The organism is Agromyces sp. P2_B3 (assembly GCF_056404815.1).
The window spans coordinates 531330-548860 of sequence record NZ_JBFUDH010000002.1; the positions used below are offsets into that span (position 1 = coordinate 531330).

Annotated in this window: 17 protein-coding genes; 13 read left to right on the forward strand and 4 right to left on the reverse strand. The window is 72.3% G+C overall.

Going from position 1 to position 17531, the window contains the following annotated elements; genetic code table 11:
- Window positions 1-6 precede the first annotated feature (6 nt).
- A complete protein-coding gene (locus AC1DZA_RS05285; RefSeq protein WP_476761625.1) occupies window positions 7-495 on the forward strand; it encodes a hypothetical protein in 489 nt (162 codons plus the stop codon).
- The gene (locus AC1DZA_RS05290; RefSeq protein ID WP_476771963.1) at window positions 492-1424 is read left to right on the forward strand and encodes a bifunctional riboflavin kinase/FAD synthetase; all 933 of its coding nucleotides are present in this window, start codon (window positions 492-494) and stop codon (window positions 1422-1424) included. Before AC1DZA_RS05285 ends, AC1DZA_RS05290 begins: the two co-directional genes overlap by 4 nt.
- A gap of 34 nt (window positions 1425-1458) precedes the next feature.
- On the opposite strand, the gene AC1DZA_RS05295 is transcribed toward AC1DZA_RS05290, so the two are convergent.
- Complete coding sequence (locus AC1DZA_RS05295) at window positions 1459-2127, reverse strand: hypothetical protein (RefSeq protein ID WP_476771964.1); 669 nt, start codon at window positions 2125-2127, stop codon at window positions 1459-1461.
- Between the two features lie 23 nt (window positions 2128-2150).
- Here AC1DZA_RS05295 and AC1DZA_RS05300 point away from each other — a divergent pair, with 23 nt between their 5' ends.
- The 8 genes from AC1DZA_RS05300 to AC1DZA_RS05335 all read left to right on the forward strand — a co-directional run bounded on the left by AC1DZA_RS05300 (window position 2151) and on the right by AC1DZA_RS05335 (window position 10869).
- Window positions 2151-3368 (forward strand): MFS transporter, encoded by a 1218-nt coding sequence (locus AC1DZA_RS05300; RefSeq protein WP_476763715.1) that lies wholly within the window; start codon window positions 2151-2153, stop codon window positions 3366-3368.
- Window positions 3369-3557: 189 nt separating this feature from the next.
- A complete protein-coding gene (locus tag AC1DZA_RS05305) occupies window positions 3558-4502 on the forward strand; it encodes a sugar-binding transcriptional regulator (protein WP_476763714.1) in 945 nt (314 codons plus the stop codon).
- 61 nt (window positions 4503-4563) lie between these two features.
- A complete protein-coding gene (deoC, locus tag AC1DZA_RS05310) occupies window positions 4564-5571 on the forward strand; it encodes a deoxyribose-phosphate aldolase (protein ID WP_476771965.1) in 1008 nt (335 codons plus the stop codon).
- 16 nt (window positions 5572-5587) lie between these two features.
- Window positions 5588-7168, forward strand: coding sequence for an aldehyde dehydrogenase family protein (locus tag AC1DZA_RS05315; protein ID WP_476771966.1), 1581 nt, complete (start codon window positions 5588-5590; stop codon window positions 7166-7168).
- Window positions 7165-8025: an aldehyde dehydrogenase family protein gene (locus AC1DZA_RS05320; RefSeq protein ID WP_476771967.1), complete on the forward strand. Its 861-nt coding sequence runs from the start codon at window positions 7165-7167 to the stop codon at window positions 8023-8025. Before AC1DZA_RS05315 ends, AC1DZA_RS05320 begins: the two co-directional genes overlap by 4 nt.
- Before the next feature lie 2 nt (window positions 8026-8027).
- Window positions 8028-8267 (forward strand): hypothetical protein, encoded by a 240-nt coding sequence (locus AC1DZA_RS05325; RefSeq protein ID WP_476763242.1) that lies wholly within the window; start codon window positions 8028-8030, stop codon window positions 8265-8267.
- Between the two features lie 30 nt (window positions 8268-8297).
- The gene (locus AC1DZA_RS05330; RefSeq protein ID WP_476771968.1) at window positions 8298-9821 is read left to right on the forward strand and encodes an SDR family oxidoreductase; all 1524 of its coding nucleotides are present in this window, start codon (window positions 8298-8300) and stop codon (window positions 9819-9821) included.
- Between the two features lie 64 nt (window positions 9822-9885).
- Window positions 9886-10869 (forward strand): glycerophosphodiester phosphodiesterase, encoded by a 984-nt coding sequence (locus AC1DZA_RS05335; protein WP_476771969.1) that lies wholly within the window; start codon window positions 9886-9888, stop codon window positions 10867-10869.
- Window positions 10870-10883: 14 nt separating this feature from the next.
- Here AC1DZA_RS05335 and AC1DZA_RS05340 read toward each other — a convergent pair whose 3' ends face one another.
- Window positions 10884-11426 carry an O-acetyl-ADP-ribose deacetylase gene (locus AC1DZA_RS05340; protein WP_476771970.1) on the reverse strand — a complete coding sequence of 181 codons (543 nt, stop codon included), beginning with the start codon at window positions 11424-11426 and terminating at the stop codon, window positions 10884-10886.
- Window positions 11427-11434: 8 nt separating this feature from the next.
- The gene (locus AC1DZA_RS05345; protein ID WP_130351132.1) at window positions 11435-11713 is read right to left on the reverse strand and encodes a metal-sensitive transcriptional regulator; all 279 of its coding nucleotides are present in this window, start codon (window positions 11711-11713) and stop codon (window positions 11435-11437) included.
- A 92-nt stretch (window positions 11714-11805) separates the two neighbouring features.
- Here AC1DZA_RS05345 and AC1DZA_RS05350 point away from each other — a divergent pair, with 92 nt between their 5' ends.
- On the forward strand, window positions 11806-13749 hold the full coding sequence (locus tag AC1DZA_RS05350; protein ID WP_476771971.1) for a DUF2207 family protein: 1944 nt from the start codon (window positions 11806-11808) through the stop codon (window positions 13747-13749).
- A 4-nt stretch (window positions 13750-13753) separates the two neighbouring features.
- Here the strand turns inward: AC1DZA_RS05350 and AC1DZA_RS05355 are convergent, their stop codons facing one another.
- Window positions 13754-13960 carry a hypothetical protein gene (locus tag AC1DZA_RS05355; protein ID WP_476771972.1) on the reverse strand — a complete coding sequence of 69 codons (207 nt, stop codon included), beginning with the start codon at window positions 13958-13960 and terminating at the stop codon, window positions 13754-13756.
- Window positions 13961-14243: 283 nt separating this feature from the next.
- Between AC1DZA_RS05355 and AC1DZA_RS05360 the strand changes: the two genes are divergently transcribed.
- On the forward strand, window positions 14244-16367 hold the full coding sequence (locus AC1DZA_RS05360; protein WP_476762098.1) for a DEAD/DEAH box helicase: 2124 nt from the start codon (window positions 14244-14246) through the stop codon (window positions 16365-16367).
- Between the two features lie 132 nt (window positions 16368-16499).
- Window positions 16500-17531, forward strand: coding sequence for a 6-phosphofructokinase (locus tag AC1DZA_RS05365; RefSeq protein ID WP_476771973.1), 1032 nt, complete (start codon window positions 16500-16502; stop codon window positions 17529-17531).

Here is a 17531-nt window from a genome sequence, read left to right on the forward strand (position 1 = left end):
AACGACATGACTGACGTGCGGAGTGCCCGGCCCCAGACGAACGGTGGGCGGCGGATGAGCGGCATCGGGCGCGTGCTCGTGGCGGTCTACGCCGTGCTCGCCCTCGCCGCGATCGGCCGCTCGTTCGTGCAGATCGCCACGAAGTTCGACGAGGCGCCGCTGGCGTACTCGCTCTCGGCGCTCGCAGCCGTCGTGTACGTGGTCGCGACGATCGCCCTCGTGCGGTCGGGTCGCGGCTGGTACCGAGTGGCGTGGGTGACGATCGCGTTCGAGTTCACCGGCGTCGTCGTGATCGGCGCGCTCAGCATCGCGTTCCCCGAGCTCTTCCCGCACGACACGGTGTGGTCGTGGTTCGGCCGCGGCTACCTCTTCATCCCGCTCGTGCTTCCCCTGCTCGGCATGTGGTGGCTTGCGACGCATCGGCCGGTGTCGCAGCAGGCGGCGACGCCCGAGACGGCGTCGGCGGGCCCCACGAGCGGGGCGGATGCCGCGTGAAGACGTACAAGGGCCTCGACGCGGTGCCCGCCGGCTTCGGTCCGAGCGCGGTCACCATCGGCAAGTTCGACGGCGTGCACCGCGGTCACCGCGCGGTGATCGACCGGATCCGCACGATCGCCGCCGAGGGCGACCTGCGAGCGGTGGTCGTCACGTTCGACCGCAACCCGCTGGCGCTCCTCGCGCCCGACAAGTGCCCCGACTCGCTGGTGAGCGTTCGGCAGAAGCTCGAGCTGCTCGCAACCACGGGCGTCGACGCGACGGTGCTGCTGCCGTTCGACCGCGCGCTGGCCTCGGTGCCGGCCACGGAGTTCGTCGAGCGGGTGCTCGTCGACACCCTGCAGGCGAAGGCCGTGCTGGTCGGCAGCGACTTCCGGTACGGCGCCCGCGGCGCCGGCGACGTCGCCCTGCTGCAGGACCTCGGCGCGAAGTTCGGCTTCACGGTGGAGGTCGTCGACGACGTGCGCCCCGAGGGCGAGCGTCGCGTCTCGTCGACCTGGATCCGCGAGCTGCTCGCGGAGGGCGACGTGCGCCACGCCACCCGGCTGCTCGGCCACACGCCGGCGGTCTCGGGCATCGTCGTGCACGGGGCGAAGCGGGGTCGCGAGCTCGGGTACCCCACGGCGAACCTGTCGCCCGAGTCGGAAGGCCTCATCCCTGCCGACGGCGTGTACGCGGGGTGGCTCACCGACGCGGGCACGCGCTACCCGGCCGCGATCTCGGTCGGCGACAATCCGACCTTCGAGGGCGTCGCGAAGAAGCAGGTCGAGGCGTACGTGCTCGACCGCGAGCTCGACCTCTACGACCATGTCGTCGACGTCGAGTTCGTCGAGCGCCTGCGCGGCATGGTCGCGTTCACGAACATCCCCGACCTCATCGAGACGATGCGAGGCGATGTCGACCTCGCCCGCGACCTGCTCGCCGACTAGCGGGGACTCCGCCGATCACTTCGACGGCGATCGCTCAGGCGTCGCCCAATTCGCCAGGTCGTGCTGAGCGGGGGGCGTGATCGCCGATGCCCGCCAGGAAGCGGATGAGCTCGTGCGCCGTGCCGACGAGCACGGGGCCGTGGCCGATGGTCCATCCGGCATCCGTCGCGTGCAGGCTGTGGCCCGAGATCACCGCGCGGATCGGCGTCGGTGCTGCGGCCGCGCGGCGCAGCGCGACCGCGCCGGAGGCGAGCGGGGGAACGGCGATCGGCCTGCCGAGCGCGTCGCCGATGCGGACGGCGGCGACCACGGCGTCATCGAGCTCGACGAGCCGGGTCGGCCGCGGCCGCTCGGTGATCGTGACCGCGCGGGCGTCGAGGGCGGCCGCGGCGTCGTTCGCGCCCTCGGCTGTGACATCGGCGTCACCCTCGCGCGGGCTCATCCCGAGCGCGTGCTGGGCGGTCTCGAACGCGCGGCGCGCCGGCGCACGGTCGAATCCGGCCATGAGCTCGGCGATCGCGGTCGGCACGGCGGGCGGGAGCTCCCCGGTGCTCGCCGACCAGCCCGCATCGCCGCCCGCCCGAACGGCCGCGGCGATCGCGCGCAGGACGATCGCGGTGGGCTCCCGGCGGTCGCTCGTGACGCCGCGCTCGTCGAAGCCGGAGCGCTGGCTGAGCGGGAGGTACCGGGCGAAGTCGGCCACGCCACCAGCCTAGACTCGGACGGGTGAAGCCGACCCAGCCCCGACCGCTCTGGGCCGGCCGAACGCTCGCGCTGCTCGGCATCGTGCTCGTCGCCTTCAACCTGCGCACGGCCGTCGCCTCGCTCTCGCCGATCCTCCACCAGCTCGAGCGCGACATCCAGCTCAGCCCGGCCGTGGTCGGCCTGCTCGGCATGCTGCCCCCGCTCTGTTACGCGGTGTTCGGCATCATCACCCCGCTCATCACGAAGCGGTTCGACCTGGAGCCCACCCTCGTCGTCGCGCTCGTCGCCCTGTCGATCGGCCTCATCGGTCGGGGGCTGGCGGGCGACGCCCTGTGGCTGATCGCCGCATCCACCCTCACCTTCGCGGCGATCGGGGTGGGCAACGTGCTGCTGCCGCCGCTCGTGAAGCGCTACTTCCCCGATCGCGTGGGTCTCATGACCTCGCTGTACGTGACGGCGCTGTCGGTGAGCACCTTCGTGCCGCCGCTCGTCGCCGTCCCGGTGGCGGATGCCGCCGGCTGGCGTGTCTCGCTGGGGGAGTGGGGGCTCGTGGCCGCGGTCGCGCTCATCCCCTGGATCGTGCTGCTGCTGCATCCCGACGGCCGTCGCCAGCCGGCGCGTCCCGAGGAACCGCAGCCCGGGCTGCTGCGCTACGCGCTGCGCTCGCCGCTCGCGTGGTCGCTCGCGGTGCTGTTCACGGTCGCGGGCTTCAACGCCTACGCGCTGTTCGCGTGGCTGCCGTCGATGCTCCACGACATCGCCGGCACGCCGCCGGCGGAGGCGGGGGCGCTGCTGTCGCTGTACGCGGCCATGGGCCTGCCCGCCGGACTGGTCGTTCCGATCATCGCCGCGCGGTACGGCCGGGTACGCCTCCTCGTGGCCATCGGCATCGGGTCCTTCGCGGCCGGCTACCTCGGGCTCCTGCTCGTGCCCGGCACGGCCACGTGGTTGTGGGTCGCCCTCGCAGGCGCGGGTCCGTTGTTCTTCCCGCTCTCGCTCGTGCTCATCAACCTGCGCAGCCGCACGCACGAGGGCGCGGTCGCCCTGTCGGGATTCGTCCAGTCGGCGGGATACCTCATGGTCGCCGTCGGCCCGCTCGCCGTGGGGCTGCTCCACCAGGCGACCGGCGGCTGGACCGGGCCGTTGGTGCTGCTGCTCGTCGCGTCGACCGTGCCCGCGGTGATCTCCGGCGCCATGGCGGCCCGCCCCGGATACTTCGAGGACGAGCGCGCGGCCTGAGCCGTCCTGGCGACGTCGTGCGCGAGCGCGAGTCGCCCCCGGAGTTCCGCGGCGCGCCCTCGCCGGCCCCAATGGTGGCGCGCCGCGGGTGCGCGGCATCCGCTCACGGTGCTCATATGAGCAGGATCACCCGCGAGTGTTGCCGATGCGCACGCACCTGCCTACGCTGGAAGCGAGCGGAAGGACACTGTGGACGAGATCGACGAACTGCTCTCCATCCGGGCGGCCGAGCTCTACTACGAGGAGAACAAGACCCAGGACGAGATCGGGCAGGCGCTCCGGCTCACGCGCTGGAAGGTCGGCCGACTCCTCGCCCAGGCCAAGCAGCGCGGGTTCATCCGCATCGAGATCCTGCATCCCCGCGCACGCCGGCTCCCGATCGAGCGCCGCCTGCGCGACGAACGCGGGCTCACCGACGCCATCGTCGTCTCGACGGCGGGCGTGCAGTCGCCCGAAGAACTGCAGGAGCGCACCGCCCAGGCGGCCGCCGACTACCTCACCGCCCTCCGGCCTGTGCCGCGCACCCTCGGCGTGAGCTGGGGACGCACCCTGTTCGAGCTCTCGCAGCACCTGCGCAACGGGTGGGCCACGGGCGTCAACGTCGTGCAGATCAACGGGGGAGTGAGCCTCAACCGCCGGCCGGGCACCGCAGCGGCCACGGCGGTCGGGATCGCCCAGAAGGGCGGCGGCAGCGCGACCCTGCTGCCGAGCCCCGCGATCCTCGAGCGCCTCGCCACGAAGGAGGCGATCGAGTCCGACCGCGTCGTCGCGGGCGTCATCGAGCTCGCCCGCTCGGCCGACGCCTACGTCTTCAGCGCGGGTGCGGCCGACCACAACTCCGTGCACGTCGAGAGCGGCTACCTCTCGGTGGCCGACGTCGACGTGCTCGTGCAGAAGGGCGCCGTGGGCGACGTCGTCGGGCGCTACATCGACTCCGACGGCAACATCGTCGACCCCGCCCTCGATGCGCGCACGGTCGGGCTCACGCTCGACGAACTTCGGGCGGCCCCGCTCGCCATCGCCGTGATCGCAGGCAGCGCCAAGCACCCGGTCGCCGATGCCGTCGTGCGCAGCGGCCTCTGCTCGGTGCTCGTCACCGACGAGGCCACCGCCCTCCACCTCCTCGACGGCTGAGGCGCCCGCGCGGGCCCCGCCACACCGACACCGCACCACACACGAAAGCCAGGTCATCACCATGTCAGGCACCTCACTCGTCACCGCCCGGGAGCGGGCGCTCGCCGTGCTCGGCGGTGAACCCGACGACGCCACGCTCGGCCGCTACCTGCACGGCATCCCCGGGGTCGACGCGGTCGGCCTCGAGCAGCGCGCCGCCGGCCTCGGCACCCGCTCGATCAAGACCACCTCGAAGCAGCGGGCACTCGACACGATCATCTCGCTCATCGACCTGACGACCCTCGAGGGTGCCGACACGCCCGGCAAGGTGCGCTCGCTCGTCGCCAAGGCGATGACCCCCGATCCGTCGGATGCCTCGACCCCGCGGGTCGCCGCGGTCTGCGTGTACGGCGACATGGTGCCCTACGCCGTCGACGCGCTCGGCGCCGCCCACGGCGACCCCGATGACGGGCTCATCTCGGTCGCGGCCGTCGCGACGGCGTTCCCGAGCGGCCGCTCGTCGCTCGATATCAAGCTCGCCGACACGGCAGAAGCCGTGGCCGCGGGTGCCGACGAGATCGACATGGTCATCGACCGCGGCGCGTTCCTCGCCGGTCGCTACGGCCTCGTCTTCGACCAGATCGCCGCGGTGAAAGAGGCATGCCGCCGCGCCGACGGCACGAGCGCCAGCCTCAAGGTCATCCTCGAGACCGGCGAGCTCGTCACCTACGACAACGTGCGCCGCGCCTCGTGGCTCTCGATCCTCGCCGGCGGCGACTTCATCAAGACGTCGACGGGCAAGGTCCAGCCCGCGGCGACGCTGCCCGTCACGCTCCTCATGCTCGAGGTCGTGCGCGACTGGCACCTGCTCACCGGCCAGCGCATCGGCGTGAAGCCCGCGGGCGGCATCCGCACCTCGAAGGACGCGATCAAGTACCTCGTGACCGTGGCCGAGACCGTCGGCGAGGAGTGGCTCGTGCCGCACCTGTTCCGCTTCGGCGCGTCGAGCCTCCTCAACGACGTGCTGCTGCAGCGCCAGAAGATGACCACCGGACACTACTCCGGCCCCGACTACGTGACGATCGACTGAGACGAGAACGACGAACATGAGCTTCCTCGACTACGCACCGGCACCCGAGTCGCGGGCGATCCTGTCGCTCCGCGACCAGTACGGCCTTTTCATCGATGGCGAGTTCGTCGACGGCCGCGGCACGCCCTTCCAGACCATCTCCCCGGCGACCGAAGAGCGCATCGCCGAGATCTCCAGCGCCAACCAGGCAGACGTCGACGACGCGGTCGCCGCGGCTCGCCGCGCCTACGACCGCACGTGGTCGCGCATGAGCGGCCGCGACCGGGGCAAGTACCTCTTCCGCATCGCACGGCTGGTGCAGGAGCGCGCCCGCGAGCTCGCCGTCGCCGAGTCGCTCGACAACGGCAAGCCCATCAAGGAGTCGCGCGACGTCGACGTGCCGCTCGTCGCCGCGTGGTTCTTCTACTACGCCGGCTGGGCCGACAAGCTCGACCACGCGGGGCTCGGCGCGAACCCCGGCTCGCTCGGGGTGGCCGCGCAGGTCATCCCGTGGAACTTCCCGCTGCTCATGCTCGCCTGGAAGATCGCCCCGGCGCTCGCGGCCGGAAACACCGTCGTGCTGAAGCCCGCAGAGACCACGCCGCTGTCGGCGCTCATCTTCGCCGAGATCCTCCAGCAGGCCGACCTGCCTCCCGGCGTCGTGAACATCATCACCGGCGCGGGCGACACCGGCGCGGCGCTCGTCGCGCACGACGGCGTCGACAAGGTCGCGTTCACCGGCTCCACCGCGGTGGGTCGTGCGATCGCCAAGCAGGTCGCCGGCACCGACAAGAAGGTCACCCTCGAGCTCGGCGGCAAGGCCGCGAACATCGTCTTCGACGACGCGCCCATCGACCAGGCCATCGAGGGCATCGTCAACGGCATCTTCTTCAACCAGGGCCACGTCTGCTGCGCCGGCTCGCGGCTCCTCGTGCAGGAGAACGTGCACGACGAGGTCGTCGAGCGCCTGAAGCTGCGCCTCTCGACGCTGCGCCTCGGCGACCCGCTCGACAAGAACACCGACATCGGCGCGATCAACTCGAAGGAGCAGCTCGAGCGCATCCGCGAGCTGTCCGACATCGGCGTGGCCGAGGGCGCCGAGCGCTGGAGCGCGCCGTGCGTGATCCCCGAGAACGGGTTCTGGTACGCGCCGACGATCTTCACCAACGTGCAGACGTCGAGCCGCATCGCCCGTGAGGAGATCTTCGGGCCGGTGCTCTCGGTGCTCACGTTCCGCACCCCGGCCGAGGCGATCGCGAAGGCGAACAACACGCCCTACGGCCTGTCGGCCGGCATCTGGAGCGACAAGGGCAGCCGCATCCTCGCCGTCGCCGACGAGCTGCGCGCCGGCGTGATCTGGGCGAACACGTTCAACCGCTTCGATCCGGCGAGCCCGTTCGGCGGCTACAAGGAGTCGGGCTACGGCCGCGAGGGCGGCCGCCACGGCCTCGCCGCCTACCTGTCGCCGACGCCCATCGGCCAGGGCGCCACCCGGGAGAGCCTCGCCGCTCCGGCCACGACGAAGCCCATCGAGACCGCGGATGCCGCACCCAAGCGCACCCGGCGGAGCACGCAGCGCCGAGCAGCCGACACCACCACGAAGGGATCGAAGCGATGACCCGCCTCGCCGTGCCGAAGACGTACAAGCTCTACATCGGCGGCGCGTTCCCCCGCAGCGAATCAGGCCGCACCTACGAGGTCCTGCGTGCCGACGGTGCCTTCCTCGCCAACGCTGCGAAGGCGTCGCGCAAGGACGCCCGTGACGCGATCGTCGCCGCGCGCGGCGCAGTGGCCTCGTGGAGCGGGGCGACCGCGTACAACCGCGGCCAGGTGCTCTACCGCATCGCGGAGCTCCTCGAGGGCCGTCGCGCGCAGTTCGTCGCCGAGATCGAGGAGGCCGAAGGCGTGTCGCGCGCGGCAGCCGAGACGCAGGTCGACGAGTCGATCGATCGCTGGGTCTGGTACGCGGGCTGGGCCGACAAGTTCGCCCAGGTGGCCGGCAACGCCAACCCGGTCGCCGGGCCGTACTTCAACATCTCGGTGCCCGAGCCCACGGGCGTCGTGGCGATCGTCGCACCTCAGGACAGCTCGCTGCTCGGGTTCGTGTCGGCCGTCGCCCCGGCACTCGTCGCCGGCAACGCCGTCGTGGTCGTGGCGAGCGAGCGGTTCCCGCTCTCGGCGATCAGCCTCGCCGAGGTGCTCGCCACCAGCGACGTGCCGAAGGGCGTCGTGAACGTGCTCACGGGCTCGCCCGCCGAGATCGCGCCGTGGCTCGCGAGCCACGCCGACGTCAATGCGATCGACCTCGTGGGCGCGGGTGCGCTCGACTGGATCTCCCTCGAGATCGATGCGGCCGACACGCTGAAGCGCGTACTGCGCCCCGAGTCCGGTCCTGACGCGGCCGCTCCGGCGCTGGGCCGCATCAGCGCGTTCACCGAGACCAAGACCGTCTGGCACACCAAGAGCCTGAGGTAGCCATGAGCGGCCGCGACGGGGCATCCGACGAGCGTGGGCGACTGGTCGCCGACCCGTTCGACTACCGCGTCACGAAGCAGGGCGGCGTGATGGTGTCGCGCGGCGGCCGGGTCGTCATGACGGTGGGCGGGTCGGATGCCGCACGGCTGATCGTGGCACTGCAACGCGCGGACGATTCACAGGCGCAGCACCTGCTGGCGCGCGCGACGGGCAACTATCGTCGAGGGAACGAACGGGCCTGACCGACGTGCGGGCCCGGAACGGGGGTCCACGTGCGCGTGCTCGTCACCGGCGCGACCGGCTACATCGGCGGCCGGCTCGTTCCGCGCCTGGTCGAGGCCGGCCACGACGTCAGGGTGCTCGTGCGCCGGGCGGATCGGCTGCGGGACGTCCCGTGGGCGGCATCCGTCGACCTCGTCGAGGGCGACCTCGTGGACCGTGCGGCGGTGGACCGCGCGATGGAGGGCGTCGAGGTCGTCTACTACCTCGTGCACTCGATGGGCGGACGCGGCGACTTCGAGGCGTCCGAGCTGGCCATCGCGCGCAACGTGGCGGCGTCGGCGCGCGAGCACGGCGTCGGCCGCATCGTGTACCTCGGCGGTCTCCACCCCGAGGGCGTGGCGCTGTCGCGGCACCTGCGATCGCGGATGCAGGTGGGGGAGATCCTCCTGGCGTCGGGGGTGCCGACGATCGTGCTCCAGGCGGGCGTGATCATCGGATCCGGATCCACGTCGTTCGAGATGATCCGCCACCTCACCGAGGTGCTGCCGTACATGCCGGCACCTCGGTGGGTGCGCAGCTTCATCCAGCCGATCGCCGTGCGCGACGTGCTGCACTACCTCCTGCGCGCCGCGGAGGTGGCGCCCGAGGTGAACCGGGCGTTCGACATCGGCGGACCCGACGTCTTCCGGTACGGGCAGCTCATGAACGGCTACGCGGTGGAGGCGGGGCTGCCGCAGCGTCCGATCGCCGCGCTGCCGGTGCTCACGCCGTGGCTGGCCGGACAATGGGTGAACCTCGTCACGCCGATCCCGCGGCGGCTGGCCGTGCCGATCATCGAGTCGTTGCAGTTCGACTGCGTGATGCGCGAGCACGACATCGACGCCGTCATCCCGCCGCCGCCCGAGGGGCTGCTGCCCTACCGCCGCGCGGTGCGGCTGGCGCTGGAGCGTGAGCGCGAGGGCGAGGTGGAGACGAGCTGGCGCAACGCCGAGGTCGAGGGGGCACCGAGCGACCCCCTGCCGAGCGACCCCGACTGGGCTGGCCACACGGTCTACGTCGACGAGCGCTCCCGTCGATCGTCGGCCCCGCCTTCCTCCCTCTGGCGCGTCATCGAGGGCGTGGGCGGGGAGAACGGCTGGTACTCGTTCCCACTCGCGTGGGCGCTTCGGGGGTGGGTGGACAAGCTGACCGGCGGCGTGGGCCTCCGCCGCGGCCGGCGCGATCCCGACACGCTGCATGTCGGCGACGCCGTCGACTTCTGGCGGGTCGAGGCCATCGACCGGGGACGATTCCTCCGGCTGCGCGCCGAGATGCGGGTGCCGGGGCGCGCCTGGCTGGAGCTCGGCGCCGCCGCGGCATCCGACGGCGGCTCCGACTACCGGCAGCGGGCGGTCTTCTTCCCCAAGGGACTGGCCGGCCGCCTGTACTGGTGGGCGATCCTGCCGTTCCATGGCGTGATCTTCTCGGGCATGGCGAATCGCATCACGGCGGAGGCCGAGGCGGAGGCGACCCCCGAGGCGACCGCCGACGCGCAGGCCGACGCGACCCCCGAAGAAGTGGTAACGAAACGGTAACGACGTTGCTAGAGTGACCTGCACCGCGGCGCGACGGCGCGCCCGGTGGGAAGGCCCGACTCCCGTGACCCGCACGCCCGCTGCGCTCGCCCCCACGACCGCACCGTCCGTTCGCCTGCCGCGCCCCGTGACCGGACGGTTCGGACGGCTCGAACGGTTCGAACGGTTCGCGCATCCGCCGCGCCGCGCCGTGCGCGTGGCCTGCGCGCTCGTCGGCACCATCGCCATGGCGGCCGTGCTCCTCGTCGCGACCACGCCGACGACCGCGTCGGCCGTCGACGTGTTCGGCGCCCTGCGGCTCCCGGGCGATGCGGCCTTCATCGTCGGCCACCGCGGCGACCGTGCCGAGGCCCCCGAGAACACCATGCCCTCGCTCGAGCTCGCCATGGACGACCTCGCCTTCGTCGAGACCGACGTGCAACTCACGCGCGACGGCGTGCCCGTGCTCTTCCACGACACCACCCTCGAGCGTGTGACGGGAGACCCGCACATGGTCGGGGAGCTCGACCTCCAGCAGCTGCGGCGGCTCGACGTGGGCGCCTGGTACGGCCCCGACTACGCGGGCGAGCGGATGCCGACGCTCGACGAGTTCCTCACCGCGCTCGCCGCCCGCGACGACGCCCGTGCGCTCGTCGAGCTCAAGGCCGACTGGCGCGCCGACGAGGTGCGCACCGTGGTGGGCCTCATCGAGCAGCACGGACTGCGGGGCCGCGTGGTGCTGCAGAGCTTCAGCCTCGAGACGCTGTTCGCGCTGCAACGGGTCTCGCCCACGACCCCGCGCATCATGCTGATCCGCGAGCTGCCCGCCGATCCGGTGCCGCTCGCCGAGCGGCTCGGCATCATCGGCTTCGGCACGACGGCGGCCTCGGTGACGGCGGTGCCCGGCGCGCTCGAGGCGTTGCACGAGGCCGGCGTCGCGGTGCTCTGCTACACCCTCAACACCCACGAGCGCTGGCAGGAGGTGAGTGCGCTCGGGGTCGACGGCATCATCACCGACCAGCCGAGCGACCTCGACGAGTGGCTCGCGGTAACCGCGCCCGGGACCTGAGTCGCGCGCGACGATCAGTTCAGGTCGAGCCCGAGCTGCTCGGCGGCCGCCCGGAACGCTGCGTGCATGCGCTCGGAGAACAGCACGAACCGCACCAGGGCAGGGGCGGCATCCGCACCGGCCGTGGTCTCGAGCGCGACGAGGGCGGCGTCGTCGGCGGGCCACCCGTAGATCCCGGCGGAGATCGCGGGGAACGCGACGGATGCCGCGCCCAGGCCGGCCGCCAGCGCGAGCGACTCCCGGTACGCCGAGGCGAGGAGCAGCCGCCGCGAGGCCTCCTCGGGCCCCGGCCCGGGCCACACGGGGCCGACGGTGTGCACGACCCACCGCGCGTGCAGGTTCCCGGCCCCCGTCGCGACCGCCCGGCCGGTCGGCAGGCCGTCGGGCAGCACGGTGGCCCGGAGCTCCCGGCACTCCGCCAGGATCGAGGGGCCGCCGGCGCGGTGGATCGCCCCGTCGACGCCACCGCCGCCGAGCAGGCTCGAGTTCGCCGCGTTCACGATGGCGTCGACGTGCTCGGCGGTGAGGTCGCCGGTGACGAGTTCGATCCGCGGCATCCGCTCGGCTACCCGCGGTTGTTGGAGAGCTCGAAGATGCGCAGCAGTTCGGCGACGGCCGCGTCGCGCTGGTCGCCGCCGGCTTCGTACATCTCGGTCACGTGCGTGCGGAGGTGGTTCTCGACGAGGAGCTTGTTGAGCGAGCCCAGCGACTTCTGCACCGCCAGCGAGAGCGTGATGATGTCGACGCAGTAGTCCTCGTTCTCGATCATCTTCTCGATGCCGCGCAGCTGGCCCTCGATGATCTTCGTGCGGTGCAGGGCGCGCTTCTTGATGTCGTCGATCACCGGATCAGGATACTCCGCGTCCTCCGATACCCGGCCGGGTATCCCCGAACGCGGGCTCGTCGCCCCGGCCGAGCGGGCGCTAGCGTGGCCTCATGATCCGTCGTTCCGGCCGCGCCGTCGCGTCCGCCCTCGCCGCGCTGGGCGCCGTGGCATCCCTCGCCGCCCTCGCGCTCGCAGGCACGCCAGGTGCCCCCGCCGCCGCTGCGACCACGGTCACGACTGTCGGGCATGAGGCGACGATCTCGCCGGTGTCGTCGGTGCCCGCGGGCGTCGACGACTTCACGTTCGCGTCGTTCGACGCGGTCTACGAGCTCGGGCGCGACGCGGCGCGGCGATCCACCCTCGCCACGACCGAGACGCTCGTGGCGCAGTTCCCCGAGTTCGACCAGAACCACGGCATCCGCCGGGCCATCCCGATCGACTACCAGGGGCACCCGACCGACCTCCGCATCGAGTCGGTGACGGATGCCACGGGCTCGCCGCGCTCGTACGAGGCCGAGGCCGACGACGACGGCGAATTCCTCCTCGTGACCATCGCCGACGACGGCTTCGTCCACGGCGAGCAGACCTATGTCATCCGCTACACGCAGCACAACGTGACGCTCGAACCCGACGACGCGACGATCGACGAGTTCTACTGGGATGTCAACGGCACCGGCTGGGCGCAGCCGTTCGGCCGCGTCAGCGCGGAGCTGCGCATGTCGCCCGAGGTCGCCGAGGGCTTCGCCGGCGACACCGCGTGCTACCGGGGAGGGGCGGGCTCGACGACACCGTGCGATTCGCTGGCGGTGACGGATGCCGCGCCGCCGGCGGTGCTCGCCACGGCGGTCGCCCTCGGCCCCTACGAGAACCTCACGCTCGCCGCCGCGTTCGATCCGGGGACGTTCGAGCCGCGCGATGAGTCGTTCGCGGCGTCGCCCGCCGCCATCGCCGGAGCGGTCGCCACCGCCCTCGCCGTCGCGGCCCTCGTCGCCGCGATCGTCCTGTATGCGCTCCGCTGGCGCGATCACCCCGGGCGGGGCACCATCATCGCGCAGTACGAGCCGCCCGAGGGCGTCAGCGCGATGGTCGCCGCCGACCTCGTCGGCCGCGCGGACAAGGGCGTGACCGCCACCATCCTCGAGCGGGCGGTGGCCGGAGAGCTCCGTGTGGTCGAGACCGGCCGCAAGCAGTACGCCGTCGAGTTCGTCGGCGGCGCGTGGGGCGACGCCGACGCGATCTCGGTGGTCTCCGCGCTCTACAGCGACGCGCCGTTCCCCGGTGCGCGGCGCGAGCTGAAGTCGCGAGACACGACACTCGGCCGCCGCCTGCTCGCGCTCCGCCAGGGCGTCGCGAAGCGCGTGGCGCAGGAGGGACTCCGCCGGCGTCCCGACCCGGTGCTGCGTCTGTTGCTCGCCGTCGCGGCGATCGGGGCCGCGACCCTCAGCGTCGTCTTCGGCGTCGTGGCACTCGACGACCACCGCGGCGGCGCCTGGCCCTTCATCCTGTTCGCCGGAGCCATCGTGGCCGCCATCGCCGCGGTGTTCGTGGTCGCCGGGGTCCGGCCGCTCACCGAGCGGGGCCGCGAGATCCGCGACCACCTCGAGGGGCTCCGCCTCTACATCCGGCTCGCCGAGGCCGATCGGCTGCGGGTGCTGCAGAGCCCGAGCGGCGCGCTGCGCGTGGACCGTCCCGCGGCGGCATCCGTGGCGGGAGTGCCGACGGCACCGGATGCCGCGGCCACCGCCGTGACCCTCGACCCCGCCGTGGTGCTGAAGCTGAACGAGCGCCTGCTGCCGTACGCCGTGCTCTTCGGCCTCGAGCAGGAATGGAGCCGCGAACTCGCGGCCCTCTACGAGGCCCGCGGGGAGACACCCGGGTGGTACGCCGGGCGGGGCGCCTTCGACTCACGCGCGTTCGCGGTCGGCGTGGCATCGTTCTCGTCGGCGTCGAGCACGTCGTGGTCGGGGTCGAGCTCGAGCTCGTCGTCGAGCGGATCCGGCGGCGGAGGATCGTCGGGCGGTGGTGGCGGCGGCGGAGGCGGTGGCGGCGTCTGAGCCGTCAGTCCTCGGAGTCGGGGGCGCGCTCGTCGCGGAGGTCGACCCGGCGCTCGGCGTCGAGGCCGGGCACCTCATCGGCGAGGCTGTCGTCGAGCGGCCGGTCGTCGTCGTCGGCCGCGAGCTCCTCCTCGTCGAACTCCGTGTCCTGCGACACCGTGAATTCGTCGTCCTCGGGCGAGATGGCGCCCGCTCCCGCGCGTTCGTCCATGGCTGAAGCATAGGCCGACTCCATGGCGGCCGCACCGGTGGATCCGGCGTCGTGGGTGCCATCGTCGCGTCACGGGCGCCCGTCGGCCGCGCAGTCGGGCTAGAATAGGCACGCGCCCGACGAATCCGTTCTTCGGCCCGACCACGTGAGCCCGGCTCGCGTGCTGCTCGGTTCGGGATTCGGCGTACCGCGTGCGGCGACACCACGGTCGCCCCGAGCGGTCCCGACCACCGCCACCGGTGACGAGGGGGCGAGCCGGAGACGGCCCGAGAGCGGGAGGACCATGGCCCAGACGAGGCAGCGCCAGCGCACGAGATCACGTGACGACGACGCACCCATCATCCCGATCCTCGCGCGCAAGGTGCGCGAGGTCGAGACCAAGGCGCAGAAGGGCAAGCTCGGGCCGACCAACCGCACGAAGTTCCAGGTCATCGCGCTGCTCATGCGCGAGGAGCGGGCGCGGGTGAAGTCCGACCCCGAGGTCGCCGACGCCGCACGGGCCGAGCTGCTGAAGCGCCTCGACGGCATCGCGCAGATCCTCGCGAAGACGGCCGCGCGCGACACGAGCCTCATCCAGTTGCTGGAGCCCGACGCCTCGATCTCCACGGTCGCGCAGCGCTTCCGCCGCGACTGGCTGCTCGAGTCCGGCGCCGAGCTGAGCCCCGACGAGCTCATCATCACGCGCGAGCCCGAGGCCAAGCCCGAGCTCGGCGAGAACCAGGTCATCCCGGCCTCGGTGCGGTCGCGCCTGCTCGCGAACCCCTTCCTCGCGCCCGACTTCTCCAAGCCGCCGGCGCCCGTGGTGCCCGTGCGCCGCCTCGCCAACTGGGAGCTGCTCGGCCCGCTGTTCAAGTCGTTCGAGCTCGGCTCGGGCGGCCAGGCGGCCACCATGGAGCTGCCCGAGGCGCCCGCCGTCGACCGGCTCGCCCCCCGCGGCCTCGAGCTCATGAAGCACCAGGCGCGGTTCATCGAGTCCGCCCGGCTCGGTCACCGCACGTTCCTGCTCGCCGACGAGCCGGGCCTCGGCAAGACGGCGCAGTCCGTGCTCGCGGCATCCGTCGCCGACGCCTACCCGCTCCTCGCGGTCGTGCCGAACGTGGTGAAGATGAACTGGGCCCGCGAGGTCGAGCGGTGGACCCCGCACCGGCGAGCCACGGTCATCCACGGCGACGGCGACACCCTCGACGCCTTCGCCGACGTGGTGATCGTCAACTACGACGTGCTCGACCGGCACATGGCGTGGCTGTCGACCCTCGGGTTCCGCGGCATGGTCGTCGACGAGGCGCACTTCATCAAGAACCTGCAGTCGCAGCGCTCGCGCAACGTGCTCGCGCTCGCCGACCGCATCCGTCGCGCCGCTCCCGGCGGCGACCCGCTGCTGCTGGCCCTCACCGGCACGCCGCTCATCAACGACGTCGACGACTTCCGGGCCATCTGGCAGTTCCTCGGCTGGATCGACGGCGACAGGCCTTCACCGGCGCTGCTCGGCAAGCTCGAGGAGACCGGGCTGACCCCGGCCGATCACGGCTTCTACGTCGAGGCCCGCCGCACGGTGATCGACCTCGGCATCGTGCGCCGCCGCAAGGTCGACGTCGCGGCCGACCTGCCCGACAAGCGCATCGCCGACCTGCCGGTCGAGCTCGACGACGAGCTGGGCCGCTCGGTCCGGGCGGCCGAGCGCGAGCTCGGCAATCGCCTCGTGGGCCGCTTCCGAGCCCTCGTCGAGGCGCGCAACCTTCGCATCGGCGACCTCGACGACGACCAGCGCGACCAGTACATCCGCGCCGTCGCGAGCGCCGAGCTCGAGGAGTCGAAGTCGGCGAAGTCGGGCGAGAACGTCTTCACGATGGTGCGCCGCATCGGGCAGGCCAAGGCCGGCCTCGCGGCCGACTACGCGGCCCAGCTGGCCCGCTCGGTGGGCAAGGTCGTGTTCTTCGCGAAGCACATCGACGTCATGGACCAGGCCGAGGCGGCGCTCGCCGCGCGCGAGCTGCGCACCGTGTCGCTGCGCGGCGACCAGACCGCGCTGCAGCGCCAGGCAGCTATCGACGCGTTCAACACGGATCCCGAGGTCGCCGTGGCGGTCTGCTCGCTCACGGCCGCCGGCGTCGGCGTCAACCTGCAGGCGGCGTCCAACGTGGTGCTCGCCGAGCTCAGCTGGACGGCCGCCGAGCAGACGCAGGCGATCGACCGGGTGCACCGCATCGGCCAGGACGAGCCGGTCACCGCCTGGCGCATCATCGCCGCGCACACGATCGACGCGCGCATCGCCGAGCTCATCGACTCGAAGCAGGGACTCGCGGCGCGAGCGCTCGACGGCAGCGACGTCGAGCCGGGCTCCGCGGATTCGGTGCAGCTCGACGCCCTGCAGCACCTGCTGCGTGCGGCCCTCGACGGCACGCTCTGACGCCGCGGGCCGGGGTCCCGCACCGTTCGGGCGGGACCTGAGGAACCCTATAGACTGCCGCAGTCGATACGCCCCGACGCTGCGGCCCGGCAACACCACTGTTCGCTTCGAGCACCTTGGAGTCGTCCACACATGAAGATCGGGATCCTCACCAGCGGCGGCGACTGCCCCGGCCTGAACGCCGTGATCCGCGGCGCCGTGCTCAAGGGCGTCATCGCCCACGACACGGAGTTCGTCGGGTTCCGTGGTGGCTGGCGTGGTGTCGTCGAGGCCGACATCATGGAGATCACGCGTCACGACGTGCGGGGCCTCGCGAAGCAGGGCGGCACGATCCTCGGCTCCAGCCGCACCAACCCGTTCGAGGGCGAGGGCGGCGGCCCCGAGAACATCCAGCGCATGCTCGACGAGCACGGCATCGACGCGATCGTCGCCATCGGCGGCGAGGGCACGCTCACGGCGGCACGCCGTCTCTACGACGAGGGCGGCATCAACGTCGTCGGCGTGCCCAAGACCATCGACAACGACCTCGCGGCCACCGACTACTCCTTCGGCTTCGACACCGCCGTGCAGATCGCGACCGAGGCGATCGACCGGCTCCGCACGACGGCCGACTCCCACGGCCGCTGCATGGTGCTCGAGGTCATGGGCCGGCATGTCGGCTGGATCGCGCTGCACTCGGGCATGGCGGGCGGCGCCCACGCCATCCTCATCCCCGAGCAGCCCCAGTCCATCGAGCAGATCTGCGAGTGGGTCGAGTCCGTGCGCCAGCGCGGGCGTGCGCCGCTCATCGTCGTGGCCGAGGGCTTCAAGTTCGACGGCATGGAGGAGGCGCACTCGCACAAGGGCCTCGACGCGTTCAACCGCCCGCGCCTCGGCGGCATCGCCGAGCTCATCGCCCCGATGATCGAGGAGCGCACCGGCATCGAGTCGCGCGCGACCGTGCTCGGGCACATACAGCGCGGCGGCGAGCCGACCGCCTACGACCGGGTGCTCGCGACCCGCCTCGGCATGGCGGCGGTCGACGCCGTCTACGAGCGCGCCTGGGGCTCGATGGTGACCCTCCGCGGCACCGACATCGCGACGGTCTCCATCGCCGACGCCACGCACAGCCTCAACCGCGTTCCCCAGTCGCGCTACGACGAGGCGAAGATCCTCTTCGGCTGA